At 71.6% G+C, this 22,051-nt stretch carries 20 protein-coding genes; 11 read left to right on the top strand and 9 right to left on the bottom strand.

Going from position 1 to position 22,051, the window contains the following annotated elements:
* Window positions 1-221 (bottom strand): hypothetical protein (locus tag JNW89_RS06045; RefSeq protein WP_238448063.1); only part of this gene is annotated, 221 nt, incomplete at its 3' end.
* Between the two features lie 314 nt (window positions 222-535).
* Window positions 536-844 (bottom strand): hypothetical protein, encoded by a 309-nt coding sequence (locus JNW89_RS06040; RefSeq protein ID WP_238448062.1) that lies wholly within the window; start codon window positions 842-844, stop codon window positions 536-538.
* 364 nt (window positions 845-1,208) lie between these two features.
* Between JNW89_RS06040 and JNW89_RS06035 the strand changes: the two genes are divergently transcribed.
* Window positions 1,209-2,453, top strand: a complete 1,245-nt coding sequence (locus JNW89_RS06035; RefSeq protein WP_238448061.1) for a hypothetical protein — start codon at window positions 1,209-1,211, stop codon at window positions 2,451-2,453.
* Window positions 2,454-2,512: 59 nt separating this feature from the next.
* On the opposite strand, the gene JNW89_RS06030 is transcribed toward JNW89_RS06035, so the two are convergent.
* Entirely contained in the window at window positions 2,513-3,346 is an 834-nt protein-coding gene (locus tag JNW89_RS06030; RefSeq protein ID WP_238448060.1) for an alpha/beta fold hydrolase, read from the bottom strand.
* Between the two features lie 71 nt (window positions 3,347-3,417).
* On the opposite strand from JNW89_RS06030, the gene JNW89_RS06025 reads away from it, so the two are divergent.
* Window positions 3,418-4,494 (top strand): sigma-70 family RNA polymerase sigma factor, encoded by a 1,077-nt coding sequence (locus JNW89_RS06025; protein WP_238448059.1) that lies wholly within the window; start codon window positions 3,418-3,420, stop codon window positions 4,492-4,494.
* 50 nt (window positions 4,495-4,544) lie between these two features.
* Here the strand turns inward: JNW89_RS06025 and JNW89_RS06020 are convergent, their stop codons facing one another.
* Complete coding sequence (locus JNW89_RS06020) at window positions 4,545-5,123, bottom strand: dienelactone hydrolase family protein (protein ID WP_238448058.1); 579 nt, start codon at window positions 5,121-5,123, stop codon at window positions 4,545-4,547.
* Window positions 5,124-5,413: 290 nt separating this feature from the next.
* Between JNW89_RS06020 and JNW89_RS06015 the strand changes: the two genes are divergently transcribed.
* The 4 genes from JNW89_RS06015 to JNW89_RS06000 all read left to right on the top strand — a co-directional run bounded on the left by JNW89_RS06015 (window position 5,414) and on the right by JNW89_RS06000 (window position 9,141).
* The gene (locus JNW89_RS06015; protein ID WP_238448057.1) at window positions 5,414-6,154 is read left to right on the top strand and encodes a class I SAM-dependent methyltransferase; all 741 of its coding nucleotides are present in this window, start codon (window positions 5,414-5,416) and stop codon (window positions 6,152-6,154) included.
* Window positions 6,155-6,275: 121 nt separating this feature from the next.
* Window positions 6,276-6,779: an O-acetyl-ADP-ribose deacetylase gene (locus JNW89_RS06010; RefSeq protein WP_238448056.1), complete on the top strand. Its 504-nt coding sequence runs from the start codon at window positions 6,276-6,278 to the stop codon at window positions 6,777-6,779.
* A gap of 436 nt (window positions 6,780-7,215) precedes the next feature.
* The gene (locus JNW89_RS06005; RefSeq protein ID WP_238448055.1) at window positions 7,216-8,358 is read left to right on the top strand and encodes a low temperature requirement protein A; all 1,143 of its coding nucleotides are present in this window, start codon (window positions 7,216-7,218) and stop codon (window positions 8,356-8,358) included.
* A 141-nt stretch (window positions 8,359-8,499) separates the two neighbouring features.
* Window positions 8,500-9,141 (top strand): GNAT family N-acetyltransferase, encoded by a 642-nt coding sequence (locus tag JNW89_RS06000; RefSeq protein ID WP_238448054.1) that lies wholly within the window; start codon window positions 8,500-8,502, stop codon window positions 9,139-9,141.
* 33 nt (window positions 9,142-9,174) lie between these two features.
* Here the strand turns inward: JNW89_RS06000 and JNW89_RS05995 are convergent, their stop codons facing one another.
* The gene (locus JNW89_RS05995) at window positions 9,175-10,113 is read right to left on the bottom strand and encodes an RNA polymerase sigma-70 factor (protein ID WP_255540454.1); all 939 of its coding nucleotides are present in this window, start codon (window positions 10,111-10,113) and stop codon (window positions 9,175-9,177) included.
* A gap of 170 nt (window positions 10,114-10,283) precedes the next feature.
* Between JNW89_RS05995 and JNW89_RS05990 the strand changes: the two genes are divergently transcribed.
* Complete coding sequence (locus JNW89_RS05990; RefSeq protein WP_238448053.1) at window positions 10,284-10,769, top strand: carboxymuconolactone decarboxylase family protein; 486 nt, start codon at window positions 10,284-10,286, stop codon at window positions 10,767-10,769.
* Between the two features lie 304 nt (window positions 10,770-11,073).
* On the opposite strand, the gene JNW89_RS05985 is transcribed toward JNW89_RS05990, so the two are convergent.
* From JNW89_RS05985 to JNW89_RS05975, 3 genes are all read right to left on the bottom strand, one after another.
* Window positions 11,074-11,625, bottom strand: coding sequence for a hypothetical protein (locus JNW89_RS05985; protein ID WP_238448052.1), 552 nt, complete (start codon window positions 11,623-11,625; stop codon window positions 11,074-11,076).
* A 497-nt stretch (window positions 11,626-12,122) separates the two neighbouring features.
* Complete coding sequence (locus JNW89_RS05980; protein WP_238448051.1) at window positions 12,123-13,157, bottom strand: barstar family protein; 1,035 nt, start codon at window positions 13,155-13,157, stop codon at window positions 12,123-12,125.
* A gap of 1,236 nt (window positions 13,158-14,393) precedes the next feature.
* Window positions 14,394-15,065, bottom strand: coding sequence for a DNA alkylation repair protein (locus JNW89_RS05975; RefSeq protein WP_238448050.1), 672 nt, complete (start codon window positions 15,063-15,065; stop codon window positions 14,394-14,396).
* A 378-nt stretch (window positions 15,066-15,443) separates the two neighbouring features.
* Between JNW89_RS05975 and JNW89_RS05970 the strand changes: the two genes are divergently transcribed.
* On the top strand, window positions 15,444-15,890 hold the full coding sequence (locus tag JNW89_RS05970; RefSeq protein ID WP_309139952.1) for a low temperature requirement protein A: 447 nt from the start codon (window positions 15,444-15,446) through the stop codon (window positions 15,888-15,890).
* Window positions 15,891-15,962: 72 nt separating this feature from the next.
* Window positions 15,963-16,427 (top strand): hypothetical protein, encoded by a 465-nt coding sequence (locus JNW89_RS05965; RefSeq protein ID WP_238448048.1) that lies wholly within the window; start codon window positions 15,963-15,965, stop codon window positions 16,425-16,427.
* 107 nt (window positions 16,428-16,534) lie between these two features.
* Here the strand turns inward: JNW89_RS05965 and metH are convergent, their stop codons facing one another.
* Complete coding sequence (gene metH, locus JNW89_RS05960; protein ID WP_238448047.1) at window positions 16,535-20,050, bottom strand: methionine synthase; 3,516 nt, start codon at window positions 20,048-20,050, stop codon at window positions 16,535-16,537.
* A 260-nt stretch (window positions 20,051-20,310) separates the two neighbouring features.
* Between metH and JNW89_RS05955 the strand changes: the two genes are divergently transcribed.
* Together JNW89_RS05955 and JNW89_RS05950 are read left to right on the top strand one after the other, a co-directional pair.
* Window positions 20,311-21,180 carry a PAC2 family protein gene (locus tag JNW89_RS05955; RefSeq protein WP_154937452.1) on the top strand — a complete coding sequence of 290 codons (870 nt, stop codon included), beginning with the start codon at window positions 20,311-20,313 and terminating at the stop codon, window positions 21,178-21,180.
* Between the two features lie 123 nt (window positions 21,181-21,303).
* A partial coding sequence (locus JNW89_RS05950) for a GntR family transcriptional regulator (protein WP_238448046.1) occupies window positions 21,304-22,051 on the top strand: 748 nt, incomplete at its 3' end.

Genomic DNA, 22,051 nt, shown 5'->3' with positions numbered 1-22,051 from the left:
CGGCCGTCCGGGGACAGCGACTGGTTCACCGGGCCCACGGTCGCCGGGGTGCGTCCGACCCGGAACTGCTGGCCCGCGCGGGTGACCAGGTGAATGTCGCGCTGGCGGAGTGTGCCGGTGGCCTCGTCGAAGCCCCCCGGCTGCTCGACGTGGTACAGGAAGGCGGCCGCACCGACCGCGCGGTCGGTCGGGAGGTCCGCCAGGGCGGGCGGCGGAACCACCCGCGCCGGCAGCCCGGCCAGCAGGTCCCCGGGGGCGCCACGGCGGGAGCGGTGGCCTCCGCCGACGGGCCGTTGGTGCTCGGTCGCAGGGCCAGCACCCCGGCCGCGCCGCCGGCCAGCACCCCGGCCATGAGCACCGCGAGCCAGCCGCGTCCGCGTCCCCGGCGCGGCGTCGGTTCCTCCACCGTGGATTCCATCTCCGTCTCCCCCGTTCCGGGCGTCGCCGCCGCCTCGGGCACAGCGAAGCCGACGTCGACAGCGCCGTCAACGCGGTGGTGCGATCCGACGCACGATGTCGATCTGATCGAGACCGGTCAGGGTCGCGGCGCGGGTTCCACCCGGAACACCGGGTACCGGGCGGCGACCGCCTCGAACTCCACCAGCGGGGCGCGCCGGTCGACCGGCAGGTGCGGCCGGGCGAGGGGGGCCAGGTGGAGGTAGCGGCGCAGGATCGGGGCGCGCCGGGCGAGGTCGACCTCCCGCAGCAGCACGTGCTCCCGCCCGCCGTGGCGCAGCACCGCCCGTCCGCCGGCCGCCCGGACGTTGCGTACCCAGTCGGCGTTCTCGCCGAGCATGGACACCAGGTAGCGGTCACCGTCGAGATCGGCCACCACCACCGGCACGGCGATCCTCCGGCCGGTACGCCGCCCGGGTACTCGAGGGTGACCGCGCGGCGCGGGGCGAGCACCCCGGTGGCGAACTGGGCGGCGTCCACCCGGTTCATCACCCGGGCCAACCGGCTGGGGCGGTCACCCGGGTACAGCCGGCGCTGGGCCTCGTACAGCAGCTGCACGACACGGCGCACGTCCACCTCCTGCGGTCCCGACTCGAATGCGGCGTGCCGCGGTGCCCCGGCGCGCGCAGATCACGTCACGCGGCGACGGCGCGAGTCTCCAGTCTGCGCGCCGCCGACCGGCCAGGGGCGATTTGATGCCGGCCGGGTATTCCGGATGCCGCCACGGCGCGCAGGCGGCACACTCTCGCCCGATGAGCGACGGCGACGAGCACGGCTGGCAGTACGCCCCGTCCAGAACCCTGGCCGGGGCGTTGCAACGCGGGTTGGGCCGTGGCGCGCACCGCGCCATGGTGGACCCGGCGGCCCCCGACCTGGTCCGCGACTGCCTGCGCCGCGACCGGCGGTTCTGGTGGGTGGTGGACGAGCGCGCCGTCTACCTGGCCCGCCTGGTCCGGGACCTCGCACTGCCGCTGGAGCCGATCCTGCACGACTGGTACGACTCGCCCGACGAGGAGCACGACGACAACGCCTTCACCGCGACCCTGGAGGTCGTCGACGTGCTCGGCCGGGCCGGCGTCGAGGAGGCGGTCGAGGGGGTGCGCCGGTACGTCCGGGAGGGACCCCGGTGGAACGAGGCACTCACGCAGGTGGCGCGCACGTGGCCCGAGGTGTGGTGGGACGACCTGTACCCGGCGGTGATGCGCCGGCCGGACGCGCTGGCACAGGCCCGCGAGTGGCGGCGGTGCCTGCCGTGGCGGGCCTGGGCGGACCGCGACCCGCGCGTCGCCGACGCGGTGCGCGACGACGGACCGCGGCGGTCGCACCGGCCCGGGCGGGACGAGCCGTCGGCGGTGCTGCTGGAGATGCTGCGCGACCGGGGCCGCTCCGCCCAGTGGGCGGATGGTCCTGCGCGAACTGGGCTTCCGCCCACCCGAACCGGCCCTGCTCGACATGGCGGAGGAGTTGGCCGCCACCGGGCTGGCCGGTCCGCTGAGCCGGCCGCTGCTCGCCGTCGGTCCGCCGGCGCTGCCGGCCGCCCGCGCGTGGGTACGCGCCGACGCCCACCCGCTGACCTGGCCGACCCTGCAACTGCTCGCCGCCCACGGGGACGCCGGCGACGTCCCGGCGCTGCTGTCCGGGCTGGACTGGTTGAACACGCACGACGACCGGTGCGGCTACGACCAGCTCGTCGAAGGGCTGGCCCGGATCGGCGGAGCGCGGGCCCGGGAGGTCCTGCCCAGGCTGCGCCGGCTCTGGTTCAGCCCGCACTCCTACGAACGTGCCGCCTACCTCCGGGCGCACGCGGCGCTGGACCGGCCGGGGTGCACCGGCGCTTCGCCGAAGGACTGTGGGACTGCGAGGCGGACGTGCGGCTGCTGTCGGCCCGGCGGGTGGCGTTCGACGGCATGGCCCGGGAACGGTTGCGCTACCTGCGCGACGACCCGATCGAGACGGCCGAGGTGCGGGCGGCGGCCGCCGAGCGCCTGGAAGGGTGAGCCGGCGGGTCGCCGGTCGGTGAGCCGGCCGAGGATCGACCGGCCGACCGTAGCCGCCGTCAGCCCTCGGCGAGGACCTCCCGCAGGCGGTCGGCGAACCGCTTCGGGTCCTCCACGAAGCCGATGTGGCCACCGGGGAACATCGTCGGCGCGGTGCCGAGCGCCTCGGCCAGCGCCCGGGAGGTGAGATCGCAGACCTGGCCGGTCGACTCCTCGCCCAGGCCCACGACGACCCGGGTCGGGCCCTTCCGCAGCGCGGTGACGTCCGGCTGGAACCGGGTGGTCCCACGGATCATGTGGACGTACTGGAAGTGCTCGTCGGCGGCGGCCTGCGGGGCGGGTTCGCCGCCGAACATGCCCAGGACCACCGGCTCGGGCAGCTCGATGTTCGCGTTGGCGAGGAACTGCCGCCCGGCGCCCAGCCGGTCCCCGGCCAGGTACGTGGTGATCATGGCGTCCTCCCGGGCGAAGCGGTCCTCGCGGTCGTCGAGCAGGCCGATCAGCGGCGGCTCGTGCGCGATGACGGTGTGCGCCCGATCCGGGTGGGCCTGGGCGAGGGCGAGGACGGTCACCGCGCCGCCGCTGGAGCCCAGCACGGCGGCCGGGCCGGCGTCGAGGTGGGCGATCAGCCGGGCGACGTCGTCGGCGCGCAGCTGCGGCGTCGAGTCCTGGTGCGGGTCGTGCAACAGACTGCGGTTGATGCCCCGCGGGTCGGTGGTGAGCACGGTGTGGTCGGCGGCCAGCAGGTCGGCCAGCGGCGCGAACGCCCCGGCGTCCATCGGGGCGGCGACCAGCGCCACCAGCCGCCCCCGTCCGCGTACCTCGTAGTGCAGTCGCCCGTCGGGGACCGCCAGGGTCGCGGTGGTGACAGGTGCGGTGGATGTGCTGCTCATCGGGTCCTCCCGGATCGTGGCGTGCGCGCGTTCGCAGTGGAGACTTCCGTCGTACGGCAGAATCGTCGCTCGTGAGGGCTGTTTCTCCGCGCGTCGCCGACGACGCCCGCGACGCCGGGCTGGACCGGGCGCGCGAGGGCGACCCGGCCGCGTTCGCCGACCTGGTGGCGCCGCTGCGCCGGGAGCTGCACGCGCACTGCTATCGGATGCTCGGCTCCGCCCACGACGCCGACGACGCCCTTCAGGAGGCGCTGCTGCGGGCGTGGCGCGGGCTGCCCCGCTTCGAGGGGCGCAGCTCGCTGCGATCGTGGCTCTACACGGTGGCCACCCGTACCTGCCTGGACGCGGTGGCGGGGCGCGCCCGCCGGGCGCTTCCGGTCGACCTCGGCCCGGCCAGCGAGCGGGCGGTGCTGGACACCGCCCCGGCAGGCCACGTCGCCTGGCTGGGGCCCTACCCCGACGCCGGGCTCGCCGCCGGTCCGGCCGCCCCCGACGTACGCTACGAGCAGCGCGAGGCCGTCGAGCTGGCCTTCGTCGCGGCCCTGCAGCACCTGCCGGGCAACCAGCGGGCGGCGCTGCTGCTCTTCGAGGTGCTGGGCTTCTCCGCCGCCGAGATCGCCACCATGATGCGGACCTCGGTCACGTCGGTGAACTCCGCGCTGGCGCGCGCCCGACGGCTGGTGGCCGACCGGGTGCCGCCGGTCAGCCAGCAGCGGACCCTGCGCCACGTCGACGACACCCGGCTGCGGGAGATCGTCACCGGCTACGCGACCGCCCTGGAGAACGGCGACACCGAGGCGCTGGTCGCGCTGCTGACCGAGGACGTCACCTGGTCCATGCCGCCGCTGCCGCAGTGGTACCGGGGGCTGGTGGCGGTCACCGACTTCGCCCGCGAGCTGCCGATGACCCGGTGCGGCAGCTGGCGGCACCGGACGGTCGGCGCGAACGGGCAGCCGGCGGTGGCCTCGTACCTGCGCACGCAGGACGCGGGCCCGTACCCGGCCTGGTCGATCAACGTGCTGACGCTGCGGGACGGCCGGATCGCCGAGATCACCTCGTTCCTGGGGGCCGAGCACTTCGCCGGGTTCGGGCTGCCGGACTCGCTGCCACCGGCGGACGAGGACGGCAACGACCCGCCGCCCCGGTGACCGGGGGCGGCACGAAGACCCCGCCCTGCGGGTGACGCCGCGCGGGGCAGCTAGCCGACGCGGTCGAGGAAGCCCAGCACCCGCTCGGTGAGCAGCGCGGCCGCCGGCTCGTGGTAGGAAGGCAGGCTGCTGTCGGCGAACAGGTGCTGCGGACCGGGGTACAGGAACAGTTCGGCGTCCGGGGCCGCCGCGACCAGGGCGCGGGCCGCGTCGAGGTCACCCTCGTCGACGAAGAACTCGTCGGCGTCCATCCCGTGCACCTGGACCGGCACGCCCGCCGGCCACTCGCCGCCGAACTCGGACGTGGGAAGGCAGCTGTGGAAGAGCAGGGCACCCTTCGCGCCCGGTCGGGTCTGGGCCAGCAGTTGCGCCGGCATGACCCCGAGCGAGAACCCGGCGTACACCAGCCCGGCGGGCAGCCCCTCGGCGGTGAGCCGGCCGCGCTCCAGGATCGCGTCGAATCCGACCGTCCGGCCGTAGTCGAGGCCCTTCTCCAGGGTGTCGAAGGTATTCCCGTCGTAGAGATCCGGGGTGTGCACCGTGTGTCCGGCCTCCCTCAGGCGGTCGGCGAAGTCGCGGACACCCGGTGTCAGCCCCTGCGCGTGGTGGAACAACAGCACCTCAGCCATGCGACGTCCCTCTCCGTGGAATTCTGCTCGTGCGCGCCGTCCAGGATGATGCCCCGCACGCCCGACATTCTGGCGAGCCGGCACAACGCGCGCATGGGCTGGTTCCGCGAGCCGCCCGTCGAGGCGCACCCCGCACCAACCGGCGGACCCTCCGAGGTGGACGCAGTGGTGGACCCGAAAGCGCCCACGGGCCGACTCCCGCGGCTCGTGGCGTACAGCCGGATCGGGCGGCCCTGGGACGCCCGGTAAATCACAGGCGCCGCCGTCGGCACCGGCGGTACGGTCCGGCGATGCGGGATGCGGACGGATACTTCGGCGAAGCGGTGGCGGCGACCTACGACGAACCGACGAGCGAGATGTTCGACCCCGCCGTCGTGGCGGCCACGGTCGACGTGCTGGCCGAGCTCGCCGGCGCCGGCCGGGCCTTCGAGCTGGGCGTCGGGACCGGACGCGTCGCGCTGCCGCTGGCCGCCCGCGGTGTGCCGGTACACGGCATCGACCTGTCCCGGGCGATGGTCGACCGGCTGCGCGCCAAGCCCGGCGGCGACGCGATCGGCGTGACGATCGGCGATTTCGCCAGCACCCGGGTGGACGGGACGTTCTCGGTCGCGTACCTGGTCTTCAACACGATCATGAACCTGACCACCCAGGAGGCCCAGGTGGCCTGCTTCCGCAACGCCGCCGCGCACCTGGCCCCCGGCGGCTGCTTCGTGATCGAGGTACTGGTCCCCGAGCTGCGCCGGCTCCCGCCCGGCCAGAACGTGGTGCCCTTCCACGTCTCACCGACCGAATGGGCATACGACGTCTACGACGTCGCCACCCAGGCGACCAGTTCCAACTACGTCCGCATCGTCGACGGTCGCGGGGAGTACCGGTCGATTCCCTTCCGGTACGTGTGGCCGGCGGAACTGGACCTGATGGCCCAGCTCGCCGGGCTGCGGCTGCGGGACCGCTGGGACGGGTGGAACCGGGCGCCGTTCACCAGCGAGAGCCGCCAGCACGTCTCGGTCTGGGAGAAGCCCGCCGACTGAGCGCTGTGCGATCCTGGCGTTCTGGCCCGGTCCCGACCGACGGGGTGAGGCGTGGCGGACCGTTGGGGATCCAACCCCCGCTCGGACCACCTGCCGGGTGCCGCCGGTGACATGATGAGGCATGCCCGCGATCGAAGTGGTGCTCGGTGACATCACCGCCGAGGACGTCGACGCCATCGTCACCGCGGCCAACGAATCGCTGCTGGGTGGCGGTGGCGTGGACGGGGCGATCCACCGTGCGGCCGGGCCGCGACTGGCGCGGGCGGGTGCCGCGCTGGCGCCCTGCGACGCCGGTGACGCGGTCGCGACACCGGCGTTCGACCTCGACCCACCGGTGCGCCACGTCATCCACACGGTCGGCCCGGTGTGGGAGGGCGGCGGCCACGGCGAGGCCGACACCCTGGCGTCGTGCTACCGGCGCAGCCTCGCCGTCGCCGACGAGGTCGGCGCCCGCAGCGTCGCCTTCCCCGCCATCGCCACCGGCGTGTACGGCTTCCCGCCCGAGCAGGCGGCGACAATCGCGATCTCGACCATCAGGGCCACGCCCACCCGGGTCGAGCGCATCCGCCTGGTCGCCTTCGACGAAGCGACGTACCAGTTACTGACCACGGCGGCGCAGGAGTGAGCCACGACCGGTGGCCTTCGCGTCGAGCCGTGCAATGAGCCGGGCGCGCTGCGGTGGCACCGGGGCCGGCGTGTCGCCGGTCGGACCAGGGACGGCGTGTCGTGGTGGCGATGCCACCGGGGTTTGCTGAGCGCCGCGGCGCAGCACGCAGTTCGACAATCGCGGGTCGCCCGCCCCCGCATCGACTAGCGTTCACCATGGCGGTGTGAAGCCACCCGGGAGCACCGGTCGCTGCCCTGCCGCGTACCCGGGAGGCTCCGGTCGGCCGACGGACCTGGACGTTCCCCCGGCGCCCGAGCTGGCGACGCGGCGGTCAGTCGTCCCGACACCGACGGTCGGCGCCTCCGGGGATCAGTCCGAGGTTGAGAGGGCGGCCCGGCGTCGCGAGATCGAGAAGGCCGAAGTGATGGATGGTGGTCGCCGGCCGATAACGCGAGTGCCGGGCGGCGCACGGCGGACCGATCTGCTGGAGCTCTTCTTCGACCTCGCGGTCATCGCCACCCTGACCCTGACCTCGGAAAAGATGGCGACCGAGCCCAGCTGGACGAACATCGCCCAGGCACTGCTCGCCCTGTCGACACTCTGGGCGGTCTGGGTGACCACCACGTCGTTCACCGACCTCTACAGCCCTCAGGCGCGACCCGTCCAGCTCGTGATCCTCGGCATCATGTTCGGCGGCATGCTGATGTCGGCCGCGCTGCCGACCGCGTTCGACAACCACGGCCTGGTGTTCGGCGCCACCTGGGCCGGGATCAACTGGGGTCGGGCGTTGGTGGTCATCCCGTCGCTGCGGGGCCGGCCGGAGCAGCAACGCCCGAAGCGGGTCCTGCTCTGGACCACGGTGTCCGGGATCCTGTGGATCACCGGCCTGACTCCCTCCCCCGGTGCGCGTCTCGCCGTGTGGCTGGCCGCGCTGGCCGTGGACTACCTCGGTTTCGGCCTGCGGTTCCCGATCGCCGGGCGACCGCCGCTGCCCAGGTACGACGTGGTGCCGGAGCACCTGGCCGAGCGGTACCAGCAGATCTACGTCCTCACCCTGGGCGAGCTCATCCTGGTCAGCGTCCTCGCCCTGAGCGACATGCCGTTCAGTGCCAGCCGGATCACCGCGTTCGCCACCGCCTTCGTCGCGGCGGTGCTGCTGTGGTGGAGCTACGCCCGGGGAACCGGCGCCAGGCTGAGTACCGCCATCGAGCGGTCCCCGCACCGGGAACGGCTCGTCCAGACCAACCCGTACGTCCACTGGCTCATGGTGGTGGGCGTGGTCGGCGTCGCCACCGGATTCATGCGGATCATCGAGCACCCCACGGAGCGGCCGGACGACACCCTCACCGCGCTCATCCTGGGCGGCGTGGCCCTGTTCCTGCTGGGGCGGGCCGCCCTCGACCACGAGGTCCTCGGACACATCCCGCTCTCGCACGTGGTCGGTGTCCTCGCCGCCGTCGCCCTCGCGCCGGCCGCCCCGCACCTGCCGAACCTGGTCCTGGGCTTCGACACCACCATCGTCCTGCTGGGAGTCGCGGCGGTGGAGTTCTTCAGACGGCAGGGCTCGGACGGGTCTGCGGCCCGGGATGAGGGCTGAAGCCCCCATGCCGCCGGGATGACCGACCCTGACATCGGTGGCGGGGGTGGCCGAGAGAGCTGGCCCACCCACTTCTGCCGGGACCAGTGCGTCGAGGTATCTCGCTTGCCCGGTCGGATCTTGACCGACAGGATGCGGGACATGCTCGCCGATCTGTGGCCGCTGTACGGGCTCACCATCGTCACACCGCACCTGCGGCTGCGCCTGCCACGCGAGGAGGAACTGGCTGAGCTTGCCGACCTCGCAGGCCAGGGCGTGCATCGCCCCGGCGAGCGCCCGTTCCTGACCCCATGGACCGACGGCAGCTATGCGGACCGGGCGCGGTCCGTCCTGCAGACACACTGGGACCGGCTTGCCTCCTGGAACGTGGCAGCGTGGGCGCTCGGGATGGGCGTCTTCCGGGCGGGCCAGCCGATCGGCGTGGTCACACTTCGCGCACGGGACTTCCCGGTGGTGAGACAGGTGACGACCTCGGCCTGGCTCGGCGTGGATCATCAGGGTAAAGGCTACGGAACGGAGGCGAGGGCCGGACTGCTCACCCTTGCTTTCGATCATCTCGGCGCCACCGCCGCACTGACCGAGGTGTTCCAGGACAACCACTCGTCCCAAGGCGTATCGCGCAAGCTCGGCTACGAGCACGACGGAATCTCCGTCGATGCGCGCGACGGTGAGGCTCTCGTCTCCGACCGCCTGCGGCTGACCCTGCAGCGATGGCGCCAACGCGAGCGGCCGGCCGTGACGGTCGACGGCTTCGACGCCTGCCGGGCCTCGTTCGGCCTCTGATCCAGCCTCCGGAGCTGATAACGACCGCACGCCTCAGCGGCGCAGGGTGGTCGCCCGCTCCATGTGCGACAGCTTCTCGGGATTGCGCACGGCGTAGAGCCCGCTGATGAGACCGTCGTCGATACGCACCGCCACCACGGTGTCAATCTCGCCGCCCTGCCGGAAAATCAGCGCCGGGTAGCCGTTGACCTGCGCCGGCCGCAGCGACAGCCGGCCGGCGATCCTGCCCAGCCCGGCAACCAGCAGACGGGCCACCTTGTCGGCCCCCACCACGGGCCGCTGGACGGCCTGCTTGACTCCGCCACCGTCACCCAGGAGGACGACATCCGGTGCGAGGATGTCGAGCAGGCTCTGCAGATCGCCCGTCTCGGCCGCCCGCCGGAACGCCTCGAGCGCGTCTCGGGTCTCGGCCGCGGACACGGCCCCACGCGGCCGGCGCGCCGCGACGTGTGCCCGTGCCCGGTGCGCGATCTGGCGGACGGCGGCCTGGCTCTTGTCGACGGCTTCGGCGATCTCGTCGTACCCGACATCGAACACCTCGCGCAGCACGAACACCGCCCGCTCGGTCGGCGTGAGCGTCTCCAGCACCAGCAGCATCGCCATCGAGACGCTGTCGGCCAACTCGACGTCCTCGGCCACGTCGGGCGTGGTGAGCAGCGGCTCGGGCAGCCAGGGACCGACGTAGGACTCCCTGCGGCGGCCAAGCGTACGCAGCCGGCCGGGTGCCTGGCGGGTGGTGATCCGGACCAGGTAGGCACGTTGATCCCGCACCGTATCGAGATCGACGCCCGCCCACCGCAGCCAGGTCTCCTGCAGCACGTCCTCCGCATCGGCAGCCGAGCCGAGCATCTCGTAGGCGACGGTGAAGAGCAGGTTGCGGTGGGCGAGGAACGCCTCGGTGGCGAGGTCCGGGCGGTCGCGGCCGCTGCCCCTGCCACGATCCTCGGCTGCGGTCTGAGACGTGCCGACCATGGGTGACTCCTGTCCGCTCGCAACTGCGTCACCCATCAGATGCCGAACCCCGTCGTGGTGTGACACCGAGACGTCGTTGTGGTGGGCATCACATACCCACGCTGTCACAGGGATCCGAGCGCCGGCATCTCGTGTTCGTCCAGTGCCACACCACGAGGAAGGGCGAGATCATGGACGCTCGATTCAACATGCTCGACAACGAGATCGCCGTGAAGTTCTTCAAGCGGTTCGCCAACGCCAGCCTGGTGATCCATCAGTCGCCGCTGCCGAGGTCCACGCAGGAGCTGGTGTCGCTGCGCGCCAGCCAGATCAACGGCTGCGGTTGGTGCATCGACATGCACACCAAGGAGGCCGCGGCCGCCGGTGAAACCCCGGTCCGGCTCAACCTGGTCGCCGCCTGGCGCGAGTCCACCGTCTTCACCGAGGCCGAGCAGGCCGCGCTGGCACTCGCCGAGGAGGGCACCCGGCTCGCCGACGCCCACCACGGCGTGTCCGACGAGACCTGGGCTCAGGTACGCAAGCACTACGACGACGACCAGATCGCCGCGCTGGTCTCCCTGGTCGCCCTGATCAACGCGGCCAACCGGCTCGCGGTGATCGTGCACCAGCAGGGGGGTTCCTACGAGCCCGGCATGTTCGCCGCCGCGTTCAACTGATCGGCAGACGGATTCGGCCCGCCCAGGATCATCCGATCCTGGGCCGGGCCCGCGCATGTCTGGGCGTCACTTGGCCTTGAGCTGTTACCGGTCTACTTCCCTGTCCGGCACGGGATCGCAATTCGGGCGCTGAGCTGCACCAACGCTTGGCACCGGTGGTCGTGGTCGGTCGCCGCTGGTCCGCCTATGCCGGCCTGGCAACGGCCTGGACCTGCTGCTCGTCAACGATGCGTGCGGCCAGCGCGCCACGCGAAGGAGACCAGGGTGAGTCAGGAGCACCGCCGTCAGAAGCCTGTCGCTCAGCTCAGATCGGGCTACCCGGAGTCTCCGTCTCAACTGCGGAGTCCGAGACCCCGTTGATGAACCGCTGCCCTGCGTACGTAGCGAGCACCTGAACTACTTGGTCTTGTGATGCGCGGAGGGAGTCCAACGGCAGGAGGATGATGGAGGACCGGCCGTCGACCTTGTTCTGATACTCAGCCACCGTGCCCAGATCGGCGTCTGCCGACGGCACCAACAGCAGCCGCGGCGCGCCGGTGCTGTCCAACGTCCCCTGGTATGGCTCAAGTATCAACGCGTCAATCGACGCCCACGGTACGGACCGGTCGATGCCTGCCACGCGCAGCCGGAGTCCCGCCTCATCCAGCGTGATCGGCGCGGGACGGAACATACCGGCAAGACCGGCAAGAGCGCCCAGAACCATGATCAGGCCGACAACAAGCAGAGCGCCCGAGCCCAAAGGCACGACGAGGATTCTCAGCTCCCATCCGTTCTGGGAAGCCCAGATGATGCCGAGGCCCCCCACCAGGAAGAAGGCGATCCAGAAGAGGTTCGGACGACGGCGGTGAAGTTCCATCGAGGACTCCAGAGATCAGGGCAGATACTCCTTGGCCAAGGCCGTGGAGCAAGATCACGGTGAAGCTAGCAGTTGCGTTCTTGGGTGACAACGCCTCATGCACGTGCGTGCACCGGTCATTCCGTATCCCGTTGTCCAGCCCCGGCTGACGGGCCTTCGGGCTGCCCCGCTGTCCGCGCCAGCCGCCGGGCATCAGGCGTCGCGGCCGCAGAGCGCCAAGGGCAGCGGCCGGCGCGCCCCTGGCGGCGGCGCGTCCGGCCCGTCAAGGGCCGCCTTGAAGACGTACCGAACTATTGGACCGTCTCGCCAGCAGCCGGTGTGTCCTCCGTCGACTGATGTGCGACGCTCGTGCGCCAACTGATTCGCGACAGCCGGCGCGCGGAACCGGCATGAGCGCGCACCCTGGAGGATCGGTGGACCGCCGCCGACACCGTTTGATTCCGGTCCTTCGTCGGGCTCGACCGGGTGACGTAGCCGTAGTCGGCGTCGCTCACGGCTCAGCGCAAGTCGATCTCGACATGGTGTGCCACGAGCATGTCCAGCAGGTACTCCATGGTGATCGCCGGACCCAGTCGACGCCGGTCGTAGCCGGCGACGAGGTGCTCGCGGGCGATGGCCGAGTCGTGCCACACCAGCCGAAACGGTGCCCGCGCGCCGAACCTCCCGGCGAGACAGTCGTCGAGCGCGTCGAGGTTCCAGCCGAAGTATCCGCCCGGGCCGTTGATCGCCTCGCCGATCGCGCAGTAGAACCCTTCGATGTCGGTCACGAACCGGCCGTCAAGGTTGTACGTGGTGCCGGCCGGTCGGTCGGCTGCATCGGAGCGGCGGGCGAGCGCCATTCCGGCCCAGTGGTGGCGAAGCTCCCGGTCGTAGCCGGCCCACAGATTCTTCTCGGCGGGCCGTCGGGGGTACCAATGCTCCAGGATGCCGAGGATCCCCAGCGGCAGCGGTTCCCGCGGGTCGCTGTCGACGGTCACGTCGAGGAGTCCGGCACCGAGCCGCGAAGGCTCGCCCGCATCGACCGTTCCGGACACCACGGCGCCCATCACCCGGCCGACCGAACCATCGGCGGCCGCCATGTACACCTCGGCCTGGACCCGGCGGCGACGCAGGGCGGCCTTGGTCGACTGCCCAACCGCGCCGAGCGCGGTCAGCAATGGAGCTTCCGGTCGGCAACCGAGCAGCCGGACCTGCGGCACCGGCGGTGCAGCCTGCTCGCGGAACACGCCGGTGACATCCCGACAGGTACCATAGGGCACCTCGTCTCGGCCCAAGAGGACGAATTCCTTGACGTCGCCGGGACGTACCACCGCGTCCGTGCGGTCGTAGACGTGGACTAACCCGTCGAGGTCGATATCCACGGCTTCCGACATCGTGATGCTCGACCGTTGAGCGAGCACCACGACGTCGCCGAGATCCTCGCCCCACCAGAACGGCGGCGTGTCCGGCGGTGGCGGAGGCGCCATCAGCGAGATGTCACCCAGCCAGGCCCGTCCGGTGCCAAGTGCCTCGGCGGGCAGCCGATCGAGCACGTCGGCAAGCGCGCCGTCCGGGGTGCAGCCGACGAGCGTGAACCGCTCCCGCGGCCGGGGCGGCAGATCGACGAACAGTCCTTCGATCTCCGCGCACAGCGCCAGCGGGATGTCGTCCTCGTAGGAGCCCCCGGAGCCGACGTCACCAACAAGCAGCCAGCGCGGGCCGACCGGATGCTCCCACGTCCACCGCCGCTGCTCCGCCGGACGGTCAAGCCTCGGGACCGACGCTCGTCGTCACCCCGCGACCCTACCGGCTGCAGACGCTATAACCGGGGCGCGTTCGTGGCCGGCGGAGCATCAGCACCCTCACCTCAACGCCTCCGTCGCGAGCTGTGGAGATGAGCGTGATGGAGCAGCGGTACCGAGCCGTCCGGGACGTGCCGGGCGGCCCTCCGGCTCCGGAATGGGAAGCCATCGCGCCGGTCGTCGACCCAGCGATGGCAGCTCTACAAGGGCCGCAACGTCGAGCGCTGCTTCAACCGCACCGCCGCTGCCTTGCTGGCTGACGCCTTGCTCATAACTTTCTGGGCGTCTCGTCCGGGAGGGTCCGTCCGCGTTCGGGACCTCGGGCGATTGTCCAGGCCCGGCGGCTGGCGCATGTCCTCGTCCAGGCCGGTTGCTGTCGTCAGCTTCTCCCGCCGCGCCGCTAACATGCGGACGTGTGCCGATACGCCGAGACCACCTACAAGGTCCACTACGTGTGCGTGTCGTGCCGTCGTAGTCACAAGTACGCCTGGGACGGCGCGAAGCATCCATGTACGTCGTGTCGACAGCCGATGGTATTTGCTGGGCACGACTTCGCGGCGCCCCGTCGGCGGAACCACTCCGGGTGGGCTGCGGTAGCGGCAGTTCTCGGGGCGGGACTGCGCTACGAGGGTTTCGAGGTGTGCGGATGTTCGCGGGAGCCGAAGTTCCGGCCACGAACGCGCGCCCAAGTCCGAATGCGGCGGCGGGTCGCCAGCCGCCTCGGGTTGTCGGAGGCTGAGGCACTGGCTGCGCGCGAGCCCCACGACCTTGGTTGACACGGTGAGGCATCGCGAAGGCGCCGTTTCACAATGTCTTGCGCCCCGTCCACGCCCCCGTCTTCACCACGGCGAGCGGCCAGGTCGCTTCGATCGGCTCGGGCTGGCCCGGCATGCTCTCCAGCCGTAGGCGAACTGAGGCCAACCGGCCGGCTCGTATCGGCTGCCCCGTTTGCGGGAGTAGCGGCACGAGCGACAGCACGAACCCCCCCTAATTGTCGTGCTGTCGGCGCACGATCTCGGTGATCCAGATGGGCGCGAACGGAGACGTGCAGCCCGGGGAGGTCGGGTAGTCCTTGAGCACCTCCAGGCGCTCGCCGATGTCGATTGCACGGGGGCGGTGCTCGGCGTGCTCGATCCCAATCTGAGCCAGGCAGTGGTTCATCGCCCACTGCAGGCGATCCGGGGCGTTCTTCATCTCCGCCTCGATGACGTCGAGCAGTCCTGCGAGGTCGAGGCCCTCGGGCTTCTTCGCCACGCGTTCGGTGGTCAGCGCCCAGCCGGCACTCGCGACCACGGGATCCGGATCGGCGGACCAGGCCAGGCGCAGCTCTTCGGCGTGCGGGTTCTTCTTCACCACGTAGTTCACGAACCAGTCGTGCACCTTGGGTGCGCGCGCCTCGCGCAACATGACGTCCAACTCGTCACGCTCGAACGCCTTCGGGCGGCAAATCAGGATCGCCAGCAGTCTCGCCGCAGTGTCACCCGTCGCCCAGAGCTGGCACGCGAGTTCCTGCTGCGTCTTCAGCCGCTTCGCCAGCGCGCGCAGCTTGCCGAGGTTCACACCGTGATCATCACCGTGCTTCTCGTTCACCTCGCGTGCCCTCGGGTCCTCGAGCGCGGCCAGCTCGGCCATCACCTCGGCCACCGTCACCTCGGCCACCTCAGCCTCCCGTCCATCACGTGCAGGATGCAGCCTACGAAGGTAGCCGCCCTCCTGTCGTACACGCCGGTTCGGCGGCAGCCGGGCCTCTGCCACGACGCTCCGCTCCGTCTCTCGCCGACCCTCCGGCCAGTCGTCCCACACCGACGCGAGGCCGAGCAAGCGCTGGAGACACTCGGGCCAGCGCAGGTCTTCGCCATACCTGATGATCCGATTTGCGTGGTCGACCGGTGCGACCGTTCCAGCGCTCACGCGAGCGGCCCAACATCACCAGGTCGCCGGGGAAGCGTCCTCGCCTTCCTGGTCCTCGTCGTCGCACGAGCCTAGGACCGGGAGCTGGCCGGCCTTCATCGTGTCGATCGCTGTCACCGTGCTGCTGTGGCGCATCTACATCTACCGCGCCGGGGAGTTGCTGTCCGCAGCCATCGCAGCGGCCCCGATCCCGCCCGCCGCGCCCGATCCGCGTTCCACACCCATCTGGTCATGGTGGCCGGCATCGTGTTCACCGCTGTCGGCGTCGAACTCGTCATCACTCATCCACTCGGGCACGGCCAGCCGGCCTGGGTCGCCGTCATGCCCGGCGGACCCGCGCTGTTCCTCGCCGGGCGGGCTGCGTTCGAATACACGGTCTTCGCCCGCGTGTCCCCTAGCCGGCCGATCGGGCTGCTCGCGTTGGCCGCCTTGACACCCGCGATGCTGCACGTGCCGCTGCTGCTGTCCAGCGTCGCCGCCACCGCCGTACTCGCCGGCGTGGCCATCTCCGACGCGGCCCGCGCCCGCCGACACCCACCTGAGCCGCCGTTACCACCAGGCATACCAACATGACCGGCGACGGCCAGGTGCTGCCGTGATGCCTGACAAGATCGGGCTGTGCTGAGATCCGTTGAAGTCAGGACCGTGCTCGCGGTCCCAGACTCGCCGTTCCACAACCTGCACTGGCGCAGCAGGCTCGCCCTCAGCCTGGACTGCTTCGGCTGCGAGCGCACCGGACGCACCACGCTCTTCGAACTGGGTGCGGAACGGGCGGTCTGCTCTGGCACCGGCGATACCGGCGAGCACTACACCGCCGCCCGAATCGCCGCGTTCGACCACACCGACGAACGTGACCGGACAACCCTTCGGGCAGTCGTGGACTACTGGTGGGCACCCTTCCACGACGCGAAGCAAGCCCACCCGGCCCATGCCCTCACCCGCGCTCCTTGGGTCCGGCACTACCTCGGCTACTACTGCCCGGAGCACGACAAGCCTGGCGAGTTCTCCACCCAGACGAACCTTGTCCGCCCACAGTCCGCGGCCTGCCAGCACTGCTCCGCACCGATTGCGCAGAGCCACGAAGCGCCGCAGCTACGACTCCTGACCTGATCGGCCGGCGGATCTCCCCGGCCACGGCCTGCCGGACCGTGCCGGCCCCGGGGACGGCCCAGAAAGCTGACCGGACGGTGTTTGTGCAGCTCAGGCAGGGCGCCGCGTCACTTGGCGTTGAAGTAGTTCGCCTCCGGGTGGTGCACCACGATCGCGTCCGTCGCCTGCTCCGGCACCAGCTGGAACTCCTCGGACAGCTGCACCCCGATCCGCTCCGCGCCCAGCAGCTCCACGATCTTCGCCCGGTCCTCCAGGTCCGGGCAGGCCGGGTAGCCGAACGCGTACCGGCAGCCCCGGTAGTCGGTGCGCAGCAGGCCGGCCAGGTCCGCCGGGTCGTCGTCGGCGACGGTACGGCCACCGGGCAGGGTCAGCTCCGCGCGCACCCGCCGGTGCCAGTACTCGGCGAGCGCCTCGGTGAGCTGCACGGACAGCCCGTGCACCTCCAGGTAGTCGCGGTACTCGTTGCCGGCGAACATCTTCGCGGTGTACTCGCTGATCGGCTGCCCGACGGTGACCAGCTGCAACGCCACCACGTCCAGCTGGTCGCCCTTCGGGCGGAAGAAATCGGCCAGGCAGAGCCGGCGCTCCTGCCGCTGCCGAGGGAAGGAGAACCGGGCCCGCTCGACGCTGCCGTTCTCGTCGAGCACCACCAGGTCGTTGCCCTCGGCGTACGCGGGGAAGTAGCCGTACACCACCGCCGCCTCGAGGACCTTGTCGGCGATCAGCCGGTCCAGCCAGTAGCGCAGCCGGGGCCGGCCCTCGGTCTCCACCAGCTCCTCGTACGACGGGCCCTGGCCGCCCCGGGCACCGCGCAGCCCCCACTGCCCGAGGAAGGTGGCCCGCTCGTCGAGCAGCGCCGCGTAGTCGGCCAGCGGCACCCCCTTGACCACCCGGGTGCCGAAGAACGGCGGGGTGGGCACCGCCACATCGGTGGCGACGTCGGAGCGGACCGAGGCGTCGTGCAGCTCGGGCAACGCCTCGGTGACCATGGTGCGCTGCCGCTCCCGGCGGGCCCGCCGGGCGGCCAGGGCGGCCTCCCGCTCCGGGTCGACGACCGGCGCGCCACCGCGCTTGGCGGTCATCACCCGGTCCATCAGGGACAGCCCCTCGAAGGCGTCGCGGGCGTAGTGGACCTGGCCGGGGAACATCGACCGCAGGTCGTCCTCCACGTACGCGCGGGTGAGCGCGGCCCCGCCGAGCAGCACCGGCCAGCGTTCGGCCACCCCTCGGGAGGCCATCTCGGCCAGGTTCTCCTTCATGATCACGGTGCTCTTGACCAGCAGGCCGGACATCCCGATCGCGTCGGCCCGGTGCTCCTCGGCGGCGTCCAGGATCGCGCTGATCGGCTGCTTGATGCCGATGTTGACGACCTCGTAGCCGTTGTTGGACAGGATGATGTCGACCAGGTTCTTGCCGATGTCATGGACGTCGCCCCGGACGGTGGCGAGCACGATGCGGCCCTTGCCGCCGTCCTCGGCCGTCTCCATGTGCGGCTCCAGGTAGGCCACCGCGGTCTTCATCACCTCGGCGGACTGCAACACGAACGGCAGCTGCATCTGCCCCGAGCCGAACAGCTCACCGACGACCTTCATGCCGTCGAGCAGCAGGTCGTTGATGATCGACAGCGGCGAGCGGCCACCGGCCATCGCCGCGTCCAGGTCGGCCTCCAGGCCGTTGCGCTCGCCGTCGACGATCCGCCGCTTGAGCCGTTCGTCCAGCGGCAGCGCGGCCAACTCCTCGGCCCGCCCGGCCCGCGCCGACGCCGCGTCCACGCCCTCGAACGCCTCGATGAACCGCTGCACCGGGTCGTACCCCTCGCGGCGCCGGTCGTAGATGAGGTCCAGCGCCACCTCCCGCTGCTCGTCCGGGATCCGGCTGATCGGCAGGATCTTGCTGGCGTGCACGATGGCGCTGGTCAGGCCGGCCTGCTGGCACTCGTGCAGGAACACCGAGTTGAGCACCTGCCGGGCCGCCGGGTTGAGCCCGAACGAGACGTTGGAGATGCCGAGGGTGAAGTTGACGCCGGGGTAGCGGCGGGAGATCTCCCGAATCGCCTCGATCGTCTCGATGCCGTCGCGCCGCGTCTCCTCCTGCCCGGTGGCGATCGGGAAGGTCAGCGCGTCGATGAGGATGTCGGAGCGGTCCATCCCCCACCGTCCGGTGAGATCCTCGATCAGGCGGGCCGCGACCCGGACCTTCCACTCGGCGGTCCGCGCCTGCCCCTCCTCGTCGATCAGCAGCGCCACCACGGCGGCGCCGTGCTCCTTGACGACCGGCATCACCCGGGCGTAGCGGGACTCCGGCCCGTCACCGTCCTCGAAGTTCACCGAGTTGACCACGCACCGGCCGCCGAGCATCTCCAGCCCCGCCTCGATCACCGCGGGCTCGGTGGAGTCCAGCACGATCGGCAGGGTGGAGGCGGTCGCGAAGCGCCCGGCCAGCTCGCGCATGTCCTGCGTGCCGTCCCGGCCGACGTAGTCGACGCAGAGGTCGAGCAGGTGCGAGCCGTCCCGGGCCTGGCTGCGGGCGATCTCCACGCACGCCTGCCAGTCGGCGGCGAGCATCGCCTCCCGGAACGCCTTGGAACCGTTGGCGTTGGTCCGCTCCCCCACCATCAGCACCGAGGCGTCCTGCGCGAACGGCACCGGGTGGTAGATCGAGGAGACGCCGGCCTCGTGCTGCGGCTCGCGCGGAATCGGGGTCGCGCCGTGCAGTCGCTCGGCCAGCAGCCGGATGTGCTCCGGCGTGGTGCCGCAGCAGCCGCCGACCAGCCCCACGCCGTACTCGGCGACGAACCGCTCCAGCGCGTCGGCCAGCTCCACCGGGGTCAGCGGGAAGTACGCCCCGTCCGCCGTCAGCACCGGCAGGCCGGCGTTCGGCATCACCGACAGCGGGATCCGGGAGTGCTGGGACAGGTAGCGCAGGTGCTCGCCCATCTCGGCCGGGCCGGTCGAGCAGTTCAGCCCGATCAGGTCCACGCCCAGCGGCTCGATCGCCGCCAGCGCCGCCCCGATCTCGCTGCCCACCAGCATGGTGCCGGTGGTCTCCACCGCCACGTGGCAGATGATCGGCACCTTCCGGCCCAGCTCGGCCATCGCCCGGTGGCAGCCGACCACCGCCGCCTTGACCTGGAGCAGGTCCTGGCAGGTCTCCACGATCAGCGCGTCCGAGCCGCCCTCGATCAGGCCGGCGGCGTTCTCCTGGTACGCGTCGCGCAGCGTCGCGTACGCGGTGTGCCCGAGGGTGGGCAGCTTGGTGCCCGGACCGATCGAGCCGAGCACGAACCGGGGCCGCTCCGGGGTGGCGTACGCGTCGGCGGCCTCCCGGGCCAGGCGCGCGCCGGCCGCGGAGAGCTCCCGGATCCGCTCCGGGATGTCGTACTCGCCGAGGTTGGCGAGGTTGGCGCCGAAGGTGTTGGTCTCCACGCAGTCGGCCCCGGCGGCCAGGTACGCCTCGTGCACGCCGCGCACCACGTCCGGACGGGTGATGTTGAGGATCTCGTTGCACCCCTCCAGCCCCTCGAAGTCGTCGAGGGTCAGGTCGGCGGCGTGCAACATCGTCCCCATCGCCCCATCGGCGACGAGGATCCGGTCGGCCAGCACATCCAGCAACGAAGTCCGCACGGGTTCAGGTTAATGCGACGATGCGCCCGTCGGTCCACAGCCGTCGCCGGTCCCACATTCTGCCAGCGGGAACGCGCATCCCTTTCGTACCCTTTCGCCGGCTCGCCGGCGCGGCGGACCGGCGCGGCCGACGGGCCGCACCTGGCGCCGCCACGTAGGCTGGCGGACGTGAAGGACATCAGGGACGCCACCGTGCACGGCGGGCGGAGAACCGGGTCGGCGCCCGGCGCCGTCGGAGACGAGCAGGGTGAGGTGACGGCGTGACCGAGTTCGACGGGCTGCCGGTGCTGCGGTCCCCGGTGGCGATCGCCGCCTTCGAGGGCTGGAACGACGCCGCGGACGCCTCCACCGCCGCCGTGGAGCACCTGGAGCAGGTCTGGCAGGCCCGCCCGGTCACCGAGCTGGACCCGGAGGACTTCTACGACTTCCAGGTCAGCCGCCCGACCATCACGATGGCCGAGGGTGAGACCCGGCGGGTCGAGTGGCCCACCACGAAGTTCATGGTGGCCAGCCCCGAGGGCACCGAGCGGGACGTGGTGCTGATCCGTGGCATCGAGCCCAGCATGCGCTGGCGCACCTTCTGTGAGCAGGTGCTGGAGATCTGCCACAGCCTGGAGGTCGAGCGGGTGGTGCTGCTCGGCGCGCTGCTGGCCGACGTGCCGTACACCCGTCCCCTGCCGATCAGCGGCAGCGCCTCCGACGCCGAGGCCGCCCAGCGCTACCAGCTCACCCCCACCCGCTACGACGGGCCGACCGGCATCGTCGGGGTGTTGCAGGACGCCTGCACCCGGGCCGAGGTCGACGCGGTCTCGTTCTGGGTGCACGTGCCCCACTACGCCAACAACCCGCCCTGCCCGAAGGCCACCCTGGCCCTGCTGCACCGGGTCGAGGACGTGCTCGACCTGCCGGTGCCGATGGCCGACCTGGCCGAGGAGGCCGCCGAGTGGGAGCAGCGGGTGCGCGGCGCCGCCGAGCAGGACGCCGAGCTCGGTGAGTACGTCCGCGAGCTGGAGGAGCGGGTCGGCGACGCCGGCATCACCCCGCTAACCGGGGACGAGATCGCCCAGGAGTTCGAGAAGTACCTGCGCCGCCGGGGCGGTTCCGCCGGCCCCACGGCCGGCTCCTGGTAACACCCCCTTCGTCGTCGCATCGCGGACGTTCGCGTCCGGGGCCGGATTTGCGTGCGTGTCGAGGGTGGCGCCCGTCACGGTCTGTAGGGCATCCTAGGAACCTAGTGGTATGAGGAGGCGGGTGTGCAGATCAACCCGGGGGCCGCCGAGTTCCCGCACCGGCAGATCGCCGCGCAGCTCAAGACCCAGGTGCGCCGCGGCGACTGGGCCCCGGGCGAGCGGCTGCCGTCGATCCCGGCCATCGCCGAGATGTTCGGCGTGGCGAAGCAGACCGTGCAGCGCGCCGTCGACCAGCTGCGGGTCGAGGGCATCCTGATCACCAAGCCCGGCTCGGGTACGTACGTGCGGGGCACCCGGCGCCGGCTCAACCGGCTCTCCCGGGGCCGCTACGGCGGCTTCCGCGGCTACCACACCGACCTGGCCGCCCGGTACCGGCAGCAGCTGGTCTCCGTCGGCCGCTCCCCCGCCCCGCCGGAGGTCGCCGACGCGTTCGGGGTGTCCGACGGCACCGAGCTGCTCTGCCGCCGGCACCTGGTACGCACCGAGGACTCGCCGGTGGAGGTGGGCGCCTCCTGGTTCCTGCCGGCCGACACCGCGGGCACCTCGCTGGAACGGGCCGAGGCGTTCGGCCGCCCGCTCTACCAGGAGGCCGAGGAGGCCACCGGCCGCCGGTACGTCTCGGCCACCGACACGATCAGCGCCCGCCAGCCCAGCCGGGAAGAGGCCGAGATCCTCCAGATCCGGCCGGACACCCCCGTGCTGCACCTGCTGCACGTTGCCTACGACGAGAAGCGCAAGCCGATCGAGGTCGCCCAGGCCACCTGGCCCGGCCCGATGACCACCCTCACCGAGGAGTACAAGATCCCCGCCC

The sequence above is a fragment of the Micromonospora sp. 4G55 genome, from assembly GCF_016803375.1.
This window is presented reverse-complemented; position numbering and strand designations above follow the sequence as displayed.

What these genes read in the sequence shown, in the direction of transcription:
- JNW89_RS06010 (WP_238448056.1), top strand. Translation starts at nt 6,276, where the DNA reads ATGCCCGCGATCGAAGTGGTGCTCGGTGACATCACCGCCGAGGACGTC.
- JNW89_RS05985 (WP_238448052.1), bottom strand. Translation starts at nt 11,625, where the DNA reads ATGGAACTTCACCGCCGTCGTCCGAACCTCTTCTGGATCGCCTTCTTC.
- JNW89_RS05995 (WP_255540454.1), bottom strand. Translation starts at nt 10,113, where the DNA reads ATGGTCGGCACGTCTCAGACCGCAGCCGAGGATCGTGGCAGGGGCAGC.
- JNW89_RS06035 (WP_238448061.1), top strand. Translation starts at nt 1,209, where the DNA reads ATGAGCGACGGCGACGAGCACGGCTGGCAGTACGCCCCGTCCAGAACC.
- JNW89_RS06000 (WP_238448054.1), top strand. Translation starts at nt 8,500, where the DNA reads ATGCTCGCCGATCTGTGGCCGCTGTACGGGCTCACCATCGTCACACCG.
- JNW89_RS06030 (WP_238448060.1), bottom strand. Translation starts at nt 3,346, where the DNA reads ATGAGCAGCACATCCACCGCACCTGTCACCACCGCGACCCTGGCGGTC.
- JNW89_RS06015 (WP_238448057.1), top strand. Translation starts at nt 5,414, where the DNA reads ATGCGGGATGCGGACGGATACTTCGGCGAAGCGGTGGCGGCGACCTAC.
- JNW89_RS05990 (WP_238448053.1), top strand. Translation starts at nt 10,284, where the DNA reads ATGGACGCTCGATTCAACATGCTCGACAACGAGATCGCCGTGAAGTTC.
- JNW89_RS06020 (WP_238448058.1), bottom strand. Translation starts at nt 5,123, where the DNA reads ATGGCTGAGGTGCTGTTGTTCCACCACGCGCAGGGGCTGACACCGGGT.